At 62.1% G+C, this 12,393-nt stretch carries 8 protein-coding genes; all 8 read left to right on the top strand.

Translation table 11 applies throughout. The features are described 5' to 3' along the window. A partial coding sequence (locus TK42_RS20985; RefSeq protein ID WP_218276556.1) for an alpha/beta fold hydrolase occupies window positions 1-222 on the top strand: 222 nt, incomplete at its 5' end. Window positions 223-238: 16 nt separating this feature from the next. After that, window positions 239-1,192, top strand: coding sequence for a D-2-hydroxyacid dehydrogenase family protein (locus TK42_RS20980; protein ID WP_103735048.1), 954 nt, complete (start codon window positions 239-241; stop codon window positions 1,190-1,192). Window positions 1,193-1,665: 473 nt separating this feature from the next. After that, a complete protein-coding gene (gene glgA / locus TK42_RS20975; RefSeq protein ID WP_005788034.1) occupies window positions 1,666-3,222 on the top strand; it encodes a glycogen synthase GlgA in 1,557 nt (518 codons plus the stop codon). A 31-nt stretch (window positions 3,223-3,253) separates the two neighbouring features. Further along, complete coding sequence (gene treZ / locus TK42_RS20970; protein WP_103735046.1) at window positions 3,254-4,999, top strand: malto-oligosyltrehalose trehalohydrolase; 1,746 nt, start codon at window positions 3,254-3,256, stop codon at window positions 4,997-4,999. After that, window positions 4,996-7,080 (top strand): 4-alpha-glucanotransferase, encoded by a 2,085-nt coding sequence (gene malQ, locus TK42_RS20965; protein WP_103735045.1) that lies wholly within the window; start codon window positions 4,996-4,998, stop codon window positions 7,078-7,080. Before treZ ends, malQ begins: the two co-directional genes overlap by 4 nt. Beyond that, entirely contained in the window at window positions 7,077-9,827 is a 2,751-nt protein-coding gene (locus tag TK42_RS20960; RefSeq protein ID WP_103735044.1) for a malto-oligosyltrehalose synthase, read from the top strand. The genes malQ and TK42_RS20960 overlap by 4 nt, the downstream gene beginning before the upstream one ends. Before the next feature lie 23 nt (window positions 9,828-9,850). Next, a complete protein-coding gene (locus TK42_RS20955) occupies window positions 9,851-10,111 on the top strand; it encodes a DUF2934 domain-containing protein (protein WP_005788027.1) in 261 nt (86 codons plus the stop codon). Between the two features lie 121 nt (window positions 10,112-10,232). Next, entirely contained in the window at window positions 10,233-12,392 is a 2,160-nt protein-coding gene (glgX, locus tag TK42_RS20950; RefSeq protein ID WP_005788025.1) for a glycogen debranching protein GlgX, read from the top strand. The last annotated feature ends 1 nt before the right edge of the window (window position 12,393 follow it).

Below are 12,393 nucleotides of genomic sequence, written 5' to 3'. Positions count from 1 at the left end.
CTGTTGCTAATTGGCACCAGCGACACCACAGCCATCGGCAAAGATGTGGCGCCGCCGGCAGTCAAGGCCAGGATTGGCAATTACCAGGTGCTGGGCAAGCAGGTAGCCAAGCTGATTCCCCACGCCACACTGGTGGAATTCCCCGGCCTGGGCCATGCGCCACAGATGGAAGAACCGGAGCAGTTTCATAAAGCGCTGTTGCAGGGTATGAATGCCCTTTGATTTCGAGGCCCATGGCATGTCGATACAGATCGCAGTGATAGATGATTGGCAGAACGTCGCCAGTGACGTGGTGGATTGGTCGGCGCTGGACGGCGTGGGTCAGGTACATTTTCTCCACGACTACCCCGCTGATACGGCGACAATGGTTGAACGCTTGAAGGGCTTCAAGGTGATTTGCGCCATGCGCGAACGGTCCACCTTCAACCAGGCCCTGCTGCAAGAGTTGCCCAAGCTCAAATTGCTGGTCACCGGCGGTATGCGCAATGCCGCCATCGATATTACCGCCGCCAAGGCCCTGGGTATCCAGGTGTGCGGCACCGACAGCTATAAACACGCGGCGCCGGAACTGACCTGGGCGCTGATCATGGCCTCTGCGCGCAATCTGCTGGCCGAAGCCAACTCGCTGCGCGCAGGCGGATGGCAGGTGGGCCTGGGCGGTGACCTGCATGGCAAGACCCTGGGCGTGCTCGGCCTGGGCAGTATCGGCCAGAAAGTCGCAACGTTCGCCCAGGCATTCGGTATGCGGGTGATCGCCTGGAGCGAAAACCTCACGCCGCAACGGGCGGCTGAAGCAGGCGTGACATGGGTCAGCAAGCGCGAGTTGTTTGAACAGGCGGATATCCTCACCATCCATCTGGTGCTCAGTGAGCGCAGCCGTGGGCTGGTGGATGCCCAGGCTTTGGCGTGGATGAAGCCCACGGCGCACCTGGTGAACACCGCGCGCGGGCCGATTGTGGATGAGCAGGCGCTGGTGCAGGCATTGAGCAGTGGCCGCCTGGCCGGGGCGGCGCTGGATGTGTATGCCCAGGAACCGCTGCCGACTGATCATCCATTTCGCCGCTTGCCCAATGTGCTGGCCACGCCACACGTGGGGTATGTGAGTGAGCACAATTACCGGCAGTTCTATCAACAGATGATTGAAGACATTCAGGCCTGGGCCGATGGCGTGCCCATCCGCGTGCTGGGCTGACGCATCAAAAAGGTGCGGCCCTGCCTTCCTGTAGGAGCGAGCTTGCTCGCGAAAATCGTCAACGATAAAGCATGTTTCTTGAATAAACGCGGCGTCTGTGAGTCTTTCGCGAGCAAGCTCGCTCCTACAGAGAACACGCTGCATATCGTTAGATTTATTTTGTCCTACAAAAAACCGCGCTAAACCCTGCAGGCTCTGGGATCTGGCCTAGACTCATGACCGATGGGTCCGTTCCAAAACAAAAACCCCGCAAAAAATCTAAACTTTCCAACTCCGCCTCAGGTCAAGTTTTAGGTAAGGACGTGCACGAGCGTTTCACGCCGAATGCCCGTTCATCCAATCTTTTTCAGCCGACGTTGCAACTGGCATACGCCTTGCCAGCTTGTATAGCGCTGGTGTGCCTGGCCGCAGGATGCGGCCACTTGGAGCTGATGGCAGCGGGCCATTAGCGAACCAACAAATGGGAGTGCATTATGATCAGTGCCGCAGTAGATACTCAGGGAGAGCGTTTTAGTCAGCCGGTAGGGGGGCCAACGTCTTTGGTCGACCTGCCCAACACTGTGCGGCCGATCGTGAGTCAGAATCCGAATCGAAAGAAAGTCTTGTTCGTCACTTCCGAGTTCGCCGACCTGGTGAAAACAGGTGGCCTGGGCGATGTGTCCGCCGCCCTGCCCCGCGCCATGGCGCATTTGCACGATGTGCGGGTGCTGATCCCCGGGTACCCGCAAGTGATGGAAAGCGACAATCCGATTCATATCGTCGGTGAGCTGGGCGGCCACGCGGCGCTGCCGCCGTGCAAGATCGGGCGTATGGACCTGGCGGACGGCCTGGTCATCTATGTGCTGATCTGCCCCGAACTGTATGAGCGTGAAGGCACGCCGTACGGCGCCAATAACGGCCGCGACTGGCCGGATAACCATATTCGCTTCGCCCGCCTGGGCCTGGCCGCCGCCGACATGGCCGCCAACCTGGCACAGATCCATTGGTGCCCCGACCTGGTGCACGCCCATGACTGGCCCGCGGGCCTTGCGCCGGCGTACATGCACTGGCGTGGGTCACGCACACCAACACTGTTCACCATTCATAACCTGGCCTATCAGGGTGTGGTGAGCCTGGCGTCGACGCCCGAACTGGGCATCCCACCCCACGCCCTGCAACAGGAAGGCATGGAGTTCTACGGCAAGATGTCGTTCCTCAAGGCGGGCATGGCGTATTCCAGCCACATCACCACCGTGAGCGCCACCTACGCCCAGGAAATCACCACGCCGGAATTCGGCTGTGGCCTGGATGGCTTTCTTGCCAGCAAGACTCAACAAGGTCTGCTCAGCGGGATTCCCAACGGCATCGACGAAAGCTGGGAAACGTCCACCGATACGCACTTGACCCACAATTTCAATATCGGCGACTGGGAAGGCAAGGCGATAAACGCCGCCCATGTGCGCGAGCTGTTTGGACTGCACGCGTCCAACGGCCCGCTGTTCGCCGTGGTGTCACGCCTGGTTTATCAGAAGGGTCTGGACCTGACTGAAGCGGTCGCCGGCTTTATCGTCGAAAACGGTGGCCAGATCGCGATCATCGGCCGTGGCGAACCCGAAGAGGAACAGGCCATGCGCGAATTGGCGCTGCGCTTCCCGGGCCAGGTGGGCGTGCGCATCGGCTTCAACGAGACCGATGCCCGTCGCATGTTTGCCGGCAGCGACTTCCTGTTGATGCCCTCGCGCTATGAACCTTGCGGCCTGAGCCAGATGTACGCGCAACGCTTTGGTTCGTTGCCGGTGGCGCGGAACACCGGTGGCCTGGCGGACACCATTGAAGATGGCGTCACCGGTTTCCTGTTCAATGAGTCGACGGTGCAAAGCTACGAAGAAGCCCTGCGCCGTGCCTTCAAGGTATTCGCCTTCCCCGGCCTGCTCAACGCCATGCGCAGCCGCGCCATGACACAACCGTTCAACTGGTGCCAGGCGGTTGAACCCTACGCCGAGCTCTACGAACAACTGGTGGCCAAGGCCTTGGGGAAACCAACCAAATAGCCACTTGAACCAACCCGGGAGGTCTTCATAGATGCCGTTACGGACTCTGGACACCTGGCCCCACGGCGCAATCATGCTGGACGCGCAACACACGCGTTTTGCCTTGTGGGCGCCAGACGCTTTTTATGTCAGCGTTGAATTGCAACACGGTAAATCCATCACCCTGCTGCCCCAGGCGGATGGCTGGTTCGAAGTCGAAGCAGCCTGCCCTGCCGGCACGCTCTACCGCTTTAACATCGATGGGGAAAAGGCGGTTCCCGACCCCGCTTCCAGGGCCCAGGCCCAGGGCGTGCACGGTTGGAGCCAAGTGGTCGACCCCAACGCTTACCCATGGCGCCATACCCAGTGGCAAGGCCGCCCTTGGCACACCGCGGTGATCTACGAACTGCATGTGGGCGCCATGGGTGGCTACGCCGAAGTCGAGAAGCACCTGCCACGTCTGGCTGAGCTGGGAATCACTGCGATCGAGTTGATGCCACTGGCGCAGTTCCCCGGTGAACGCAACTGGGGCTATGACGGCGTGCTGCCCTACGCACCGCACGCCGACTACGGTACGCCCGAGCAGCTCAAGCACTTGATCGACACTGCCCATGCCCATGGTTTGGCGGTGATGCTCGATGTGGTCTACAACCACTTCGGGCCCGATGGCAATTACCTGGGCCAGTACGCCACGGGGTTCTTCCAGGAGGACGTGCATACCCCGTGGGGCGCCGGTATCGATTTCGAGCGCCGTGAAGTGCGGGATTTCTTCCTTGATAACGCGCTGATGTGGCTGCTGGAATACCGCTTCGACGGCCTGCGCCTGGATGCGGTACACGCCATCGATAATCCCGGGTTCTTGCAGGAACTGGCACACCGCGTGCGTCAGCAGGTGCACGACGACCGGCACGTCTGGCTGGTGCTGGAGAACGAGCTGAACCAGGCCAGCCTGCTTAAGGAAGATTTCAACGCCCAGTGGAATGATGACTTTCATAACGTGCTGCACGTGCTGCTGACCGGTGAAACCGACGCCTATTACAGCGATTTCGCCGAACAGCCCACCGCCAAACTGGCGCGTTGCCTGGGCGAGGGCTTTATATATCAGGGCGAAACTACCCGCCACGGCCATGCACGCGGCGAACCCAGTGCAGATCTGCCGCCCAGCGCTTTCGTGGCGTTTTTGCAGAACCACGACCAGATCGGCAACCGCGCCTTGGGCGAACGCCTGCACCAACTGTGTTCGCCCCAGGCGCTGAACGCGGCGACGGCTCTATTGCTGCTCAGCCCGATGATTCCGCTGATGTTCATGGGCGATGAGGTGAATGCGGCCGAACCCTTTCTGTTTTTCACCGACCATCACGGCGAACTGGCCGAGGCGGTGCGCGAAGGCCGGCGCAACGAGTTCGCCGATTTCGCGGCGTTTCACGACCCCGAGCAACGCGAACGCATTCCCGATCCCAACGCACTGGAAACCTTTGCGCAATCGGCGCCCTCCTTCGTCGAGAACGAGCACACCCAGCTCTATCGTCAGCTGTTGAGCCTGCGTCACCAACACATAGTGCCGCACTTGCCGGGCACTGTGGCCTTGGGCGCGCAGGTGATGGCCGAGGGAGCTGTCACGGCGCGTTGGCGCCTGGGCAACGGCAGCCTGTTGCAAATCGACCTGAACCTGAGCGAACAGCGTCTGGATCACCCCGCGCCACACCCCATCATTTTCCAGACGCCTGCCCAGCAAGGTACGCAGTTACCACCGTTGAGCGCACGCGTTTGCTTATCACCTGCCGGAGAACACTTTTGAGCGAAGCGAACCTGGAACTACTCGCCAGTCGCGCGGGCCTGGCCGTCGATTGGATCGATGCCAACGGTCGCCCGCAACACGTGCAGCCCGAGGCCTTGCGCGCCGTTCTCAAAGGGCTGGGGCACCCGGCCGATACCGACGCCGAGATCGACGCCAGCCTGCAGGAACTGGAGCAGGTGCAACAAGACACGCACCTGCCGCCCTTGATCACCATCGACAGCGGCGCAAGCCTGGACCTGGCGCGCTACTTCGCCCCGGACACCCCGTGTCGCGTCAGCCTGGAAGGTGGTGAAACCCTGGAGCTGCGCCTGGACGGCAATGCGGTGCTGCCCGGGGTGATTGCCCTCGGCTACCACCAGGTGCATATCGATGGGCAAACCTTCACCCTGGCCGTTGCGCCCAGCCACTGCTACAGCGTGGCCGACGCGGTGGACAGCCGTCCCGCTCGCGCCTGGGGCTTGAGTGCCCAGCTGTATGCCTTGCGTCGCCGCGGCGATGGTGGCTTCGGGGACACCCTGGCCCTGGAGCATCTGGTGCGCTCGGCGGCCGAGCGCGGTGCCGACGCGGTGGCGATCAGCCCCATGCACGCAATGTTCAGCGCCGACACCGAACGTTTCAGCCCTTATTCACCGTCCAGCCGCCTGTTTCTCAACAGCCTGTACGCCTCGCCCGCCTGCATCCTTGGCGAGCGTGAAGTGCGCGACGCTACCGAGGCCGTCGGCCTGACCGACGAACTGCGGGATTTGGAGCAACTCACGCTGATCGACTGGCCCACCGCAGCCAAGGCCAAGCAACGCCTGCTGCGTGCGCTGTATGAAGACTTCCGCCACGGCGCACATCCGCAACATGCCGACTTCCAGAGCTTCCGCCAGGCCGGCGGCGAGGCCCTGGAAAACCACTGCCGCTTCGAAGCCGTGCAAGCGCAACGTGCCGCCGCCGGCGAAGAGCTCGACTGGCGCCACTGGCCCGAAGACTGGCGCACGCCGCAGAGCCCGGCGCTGGCGCAGTTTGCTGAAGAAAACCGCGATGAGATCGGCTACTTTGCCTTCACCCAATGGTTGATCGCCCGCAGCCTGGCGCGCGCGCAACAGGCCGCCCGTGGCAGCGGCATGGGCATCGGCCTGATTGCCGACCTGGCGGTGGGTGCCGACGGTGGCGGCAGCCAGGCATGGAGTCGCCAGGATGAACTGCTGGCCGACCTCACGGTTGGCGCACCGCCGGATATTCTCAACCGTGCAGGCCAGGGTTGGGGCATCTCCGCCTTCTCCCCGGAAGGTCTCAAGCGCAATGGCTTCCGTGCGTTTATCGAAATGCTGCGGGCCAACTTCGCCCATGCCGGTGGCTTGCGCATCGATCATGTGATGGGCCTGCAACGCCTGTGGGTCATCCCCCTGGGTGCCTCGCCCCGCGAAGGCGCCTACTTGTATTACCCCGTGGACGACCTGCTGCGTTTGCTGGCGCTGGAATCGCACCGCCACCAGGCCATCGTCCTCGGTGAAGACCTGGGTACGGTGCCCGAGGGCCTGGGTGAAAAGCTCAGCGCCCGCTCGATTCTGGGTATGCGCGTATTGCTGTTCGAACAGGACCACGAAGGCCGGTTCACGCCGATTCTTGACTGGCCCGACAACGCCTTGGCCACCACCAGCACCCACGACCTGCCCACGCTCAATGGCTGGTGGCACAGCCGTGATATCGAGTGGAATATCCAGCTCGACCTGATCGACCCTCCCACCGTGGAGCAATGGAGCGAACACCGTCTGCGCGAACGTCATGCACTGCGTCAGGCCTTGAGCCAGGACCCGCAGAACTTTGTCGATGAGATCCGCAACGACACCGACCACGTGATCGACGCCAGCGTGCGCTACCTCGGCCACACCCGTGCGCCACTGGTATTGCTGCCGCTGGAGGACGCGCTGGGCATCGAAGAGCAAGCCAACCTGCCCGGCACCCTCGATACCCACCCCAACTGGCGCCGACGCTTGCCAGGCGAGGCCGCCAGCCTGCTCGACCACGACAGTGCTGCGCGCCGCCTCGAACTGTTGGCCGTGGCGCGCAACCAAGCCTATGAGCGTGACCGATGAACGTACTGCCCCTGCGCGCCACCCAGCGCCTGCAATTTCATAAAGGCTTTACCCTCGATGATGCGGTGCCGCTGGTGCCGTATTTTGCCCGACTGGGCATCAGCCACCTGTATGCCTCGCCGCTCCTGAGCGCCCGCGCCGGCTCCATGCATGGCTACGATGTGGTCGACCCCACCCGCGTCAACCCGGAGTTGGGTGGCGAGGCAGCATTGCGTCGCCTGGTCGCCATCCTGCGTGAACACAACATGGGCCTGATCCTGGATATCGTTTCCAATCACATGGCCGTGGGTGGCGCGGATAACCCCTGGTGGCTGGACCTGCTGGAATGGGGGCGCTTGAGCCCCTACAGCGAGTTTTTCGACATCCAGTGGCACTCGCCCGACCCGTTGCTCAAAGGCCAATTGCTGATGCCGTTCCTGGGCAGCGATTACGGCGAAGCCTTGCAGAGCGGAGCGTTGACGCTCAAGTTCGACGCCGCTCACGGCAGCTTCTACGCCGAGCATTACGAGCATCGCTTCCCGATCTGCCCACGGGACTACGCCTTGATCCTGGGCGGCGATGAGGTGCTCAAACCGCTGGCCGAGCGTTTCGCCGCCCTCGCCTATCAGGACGATGCCTACACCGAAGCCGCTAGGCTCAAGCAGGCGCTGACCGAACGCGCCACCGAGGTCTTACCGGCCATCAAGCAACGGCTGGCCGCTTTCGATGGTCGCCAGCCTGAGGGTTTCGAGCGCTTGCATCATCTGCTTGAGCAACAGACCTACCGCCTGGCCAGTTGGCGCACCGCCGCAGACGACATCAACTGGCGGCGCTTCTTCGACGTCAATGAGCTGGGCGGCCTGCGCGTGGAGCGCACGGCAGTGTTCGAAGCCACCCACGGCAAGATTTTCGAGCTGATCGGCGCGGGCTTGATCGATGGCCTGCGCATCGACCATATCGACGGCCTGGCCGACCCACGTGGTTATTGCCGCAAACTGCGCCGCCGCGTGGACGCGCTGTCGCCACAGCGCCATTTGCCGATCTTCGTGGAGAAGATCCTCGGCGAAGGCGAAACCCTGCGCGAAGACTGGCAAGTGGACGGCACCACTGGCTACGAATTCATGAATCAACTGTCGTTGCTGCAACACCATCCTGACGGTTTTGCTCCGCTGGCCGACCTGTGGACGCGCCACAGCGAACGGTCCTCGGCGTTTATCGACGAAGCCCGCTTGGCGCGCCAGCAAATCCTCAATGGCTCGTTGGGCGGCGACTTCGAAAGCGTGGCCCAGGCCCTGCTGCAAGTGGCCCGCGATGATGTGATGACCCGCGACCTGACCCTGGGTGCGATCCGTCGGGCCTTGCAGGAGCTGATTGTGCATTTCCCGGTGTACCGCACCTACATCAGTGCCAGGGGCCGCAGCACCGCCGACGACAAAGTGTTCCAGCAGGCCATGGACGGTGCGCGCAGTACCCTTAACGAAGGCGACTGGCCGGTGCTTGAGCACCTGGAAAAATGGTTGGGCGGCCAGCCTTGGCGCAATCGCCCGGTGGGCCGTGAGCGCAAGATCCTCAAACATGCCTGCGTGCGCTTCCAGCAGCTGACATCACCCGCCGCAGCAAAGGCCGTGGAAGACACCGCGTTCTATCGCTCGGCCGTATTGCTGTCGCGTAACGACGTGGGCTTCAGTACCGAACAATTCAGTGCGCCGTTGGCAGATTTTCACCAGGCCAATCAACAGCGCCTCGCTACCTTCCCGAACAATCTGCTGGCCACCGCCACCCATGACCACAAGCGCGGCGAAGACACCCGCGCACGCCTGGCGGTGCTCAGCGAGTGCGCGCCCTGGTATGCCGAACAGGTCGAACACTGGCGCAACCTCGCCGCGCCTTTGCGCGAGGGCACCGACAGCCCCTCGGCGGGTGATGAGCTGATCCTGTATCAGGTGCTGCTCGGCAGTTGGCCGCTGGAGCACAACCCGGACTTTGAGGCTTACCAGCAACGGCTCTGGCAATGGCAACAGAAAGCCCTGCGCGAAGCCAAGTTACAAAGCAGCTGGAGCGCGCCCAACGAAGCCTATGAGCAGGGTGTCGAGCGCTTCCTCAAGCGTCTACTGCTCAGCGAAGCCGGCCAAGCGCTGCGCGATGCGCTCGACAGCGCCGCTCAAGCCATCGCCCCCTCCGGCGCTCTGAACAGCCTGGCGCAAACTTTGCTTCACCTCACCGTGCCGGGTGTACCGGATGTGTACCAGGGCGACGAGTTCTGGGACTTCAGCCTTGTGGATCCGGACAACCGACGCCCGGTGGATTTCGATGCACGCCAGCGTGCCCTGGATACCCCACCCGACATCGGTGAGCTGTTGTTCAACTGGCGCGATGGGCGTATCAAACAAGCGTTGATCGCCCAGGTGCTGAACGCGCGCAGAGCCTGTCCCGAGCTGTTTCGCAAAGGCAGCTATACGCCGCTCGAAGTGGTGGGTCGGCACGCGGAGCGCGTGGTTGCGTTTTACCGTGAGCACCAGGGCCAACAGCTGTTGGTGGTGGTGCCGCGCTGGCCTTATCCATTGCTGGAAAACGGTGTATTTCCCCACATCAATGCGCAGGTGTGGGGCGATACCCGGGTGAAATTACCGTTCGCCACCACAACACAAAACTGGAAGGGACTTTTTCAAACAGGCGCAGTCACACCCAACAAGGAGCTGTTGATCAGCGCTGCCCTGGGGGATCTCCCGGTCAATGTCTTTATCAATCCTGATAATCAAGAAAGCTGAACATTTTCTGTGAGGAGTTTGTGATGAGTAAAGAAGACAAACGTATTCGCGAACTGGCGCATCAGATCTGGGAGTCTGAAGGCAAGCCGGACGGTGCGCACGATCGCCACTGGGAGATGGCGCGCAAACTGGCCGAAGCCGAGGCGCTGACGCCCAGCAAGCCCAAGCCTGCCGCCAAGCCGAAAACCGCGCCCAAGGCGGCCGCCAAACCCAATCCGGTAGCCGCCAAGCCCGCGGCGAAAAAACCGACCGCCCCGAAGAAGCCAAAACCACCCGCCCCATGATTTCTCGGGCCTGCAGCCGTTATCCCAGGCTGCAGGCCCTTTTTCGTCCATGTCCTTTGCTGAAACACCGTCAGCACGGCCGCGTTCGGCCCGAGAAAAGACCCCTTGCAGGAGCAACACCATGAGCAAACCCGAGAACACCACAGCGACGCCGGATCATGAACCGTCGCGGATTCGTGAAGGTTTGCCCTTCCCGCTCGGCGCCACCTGGGATGGCCTGGGCGTCAACTTTGCACTGTTTTCGGCCAACGCCACCAAAGTGGAGTTGTGCCTGTTCGATGACACCGGCGAAGTCGAGCTGGAGCGCATCGAACTGCCCGAATACACCGACGAGATCTTCCACGGTTACCTGCCCGACGCCCACCCCGGGCTGATCTACGGCTACCGCGTGTACGGCGCGTACGACCCGGCCAATGGTCATCGCTTCAACCACAACAAGCTGCTGATCGACCCCTACGCCAAGCAACTGGTGGGCGAACTCAAATGGTCGGAGGCGCTGTTCGGCTACACCATCGGCCACCCGGATGACGACCTCAGCTTCGATGAGCGCGACAGCGCACCCTTCGTGCCCAAGTGCAAGGTTATCGACCCGGCACACACCTGGGGCAACGATCAACCCGTACGGGTGCCTTGGGACCGCACGATCATCTATGAAACCCATCTGCGCGGCATCAGCATGCGCCACCCTTCGGTGGGCGAGTCCGTGCGCGGCACCTGCGCCGGCTTGATGGAAGACGATGTGCTCAAACATATCCGCCAGTTGGGCGTCTCTTCGGTCGAGCTGCTGCCGGTGCACGCCTTCGTCAACGACCAGCACTTGCTGGAAAAAGGCATGACCAACTACTGGGGCTACAACAGCATTGCCTTCTTCGCCCCCGACCCGCGCTACCTGGCCAGCGGCAAGATCGCCGAGTTCAAGGAAATGGTCGCGCACCTGCATGAGCAGAAGCTGGAAGTGATTCTGGACGTGGTCTACAACCACACCGCCGAAGGCAACGAGCGCGGCCCGACCCTGTCCATGCGCGGCATCGACAACGCCTCTTACTACCGCCTGATGCCCGACGACAAGCGCTTCTACATCAACGACTCCGGTACCGGCAACACCCTGGACCTGAGCCACCCTTGCGTGCTGCAAATGGTCACCGACTCCCTGCGTTACTGGGCCACCGAGATGCATGTGGACGGTTTCCGCTTCGACCTGGCAACCATTCTGGGCCGCTACCGCGACGGGTTCGACGAACGCCACAGCTTCCTGGTCGCCTGCCGCCAGGATCCAGTGCTGCGCCAGTTGAAAATGATTGCCGAACCCTGGGACTGCGGCCCCGGCGGCTACCAGGTGGGCAACTTCCCGCCAGGCTGGGTGGAATGGAACGACCGCTTCCGCGACACCGTGCGTGCGTTCTGGAAAGGCGACGACGGCCAACTGGCGGATTTTGCCGGGCGCATGACCGCCTCGGGCGAGATGTTCAACCATCGTGGGCGCCGGCCTTACAGCTCGGTGAACTTCATCACCGCCCACGATGGTTTTACCTTGCACGACCTGGTCTCGTACAACGACAAGCACAACGAGGCCAACGACGAAAACAACCAGGACGGCAGCAATAACAACCTGTCGTGGAACCACGGTGTCGAAGGCCCGACCGACGACCCTGAGATCAACGCACTGCGCCTGCGCCAGATGCGCAACTTCTTCGCCACCCTGCTGCTGGCCCAGGGTACTCCGATGATCGTCGCCGGTGATGAGTTCGCCCGCACCCAGCACGGCAACAACAATGCCTACTGCCAGGACAGCGAAATCGGTTGGGTCAACTGGGACCTGGACGATGACGGCAAGGCCCTGCTCAAGTTCGTCAAGCGCTTGATCAAGCTGCGCCTGGCCTACCCGATTCTGCGTCGTGGACGCTTCCTGGTCGGCGACTACAACGAAGACATCGGCGTAAAAGACGTCACCTGGCTGGCGCCCGATGGCAACGAAATGAACACCGAGCAATGGGAAGACAGCCAGGGTCGCTGCCTGGGCATGTTGATGGATGGCCGCGCCCAGGAAACCGGGATCCGCCGGGCGGGTGCCGATGCTACGCTGTTGCTGGTGGTCAATGCCCACCATGACATGGTCAATTTCCGCCTGCCGCCGGTGCCGGAGGGTGAATTCTGGACGTGCATGCTCGATACCAATGAGCCGGCGATACGCGGCCAGGAGCGTTTTGACTTTGAGCATGAGTACGCCGTGACCGGCCGCTCATTGCTGTTGTTTGAACTGCAGCGTGAAGACGAGGTGTGAA

This window comes from Pseudomonas sp. GZJR-8 (assembly GCF_002916705.1).
Taxonomy (GTDB): Bacteria; Pseudomonadota; Gammaproteobacteria; order Pseudomonadales; family Pseudomonadaceae; genus Aquipseudomonas; species Aquipseudomonas synxantha_A.
The sequence above is the reverse complement of the archived record's forward strand: the minus strand, read 5'-3'. Positions and strand labels throughout refer to the sequence as shown.

Excerpts from the sequence above, each read along its gene's own strand:
- TK42_RS20960 (WP_103735044.1), top strand. The coding sequence starts at position 7,077 with ATGAACGTACTGCCCCTGCGCGCCACCCAGCGCCTGCAATTTCATAAA.
- treZ (WP_103735046.1), top strand. The coding sequence starts at position 3,254 with ATGCCGTTACGGACTCTGGACACCTGGCCCCACGGCGCAATCATGCTG.
- glgX (WP_005788025.1), top strand. The coding sequence starts at position 10,233 with ATGAGCAAACCCGAGAACACCACAGCGACGCCGGATCATGAACCGTCG.
- TK42_RS20955 (WP_005788027.1), top strand. The coding sequence starts at position 9,851 with ATGAGTAAAGAAGACAAACGTATTCGCGAACTGGCGCATCAGATCTGG.
- TK42_RS20980 (WP_103735048.1), top strand. The coding sequence starts at position 239 with ATGTCGATACAGATCGCAGTGATAGATGATTGGCAGAACGTCGCCAGT.
- glgA (WP_005788034.1), top strand. The coding sequence starts at position 1,666 with ATGATCAGTGCCGCAGTAGATACTCAGGGAGAGCGTTTTAGTCAGCCG.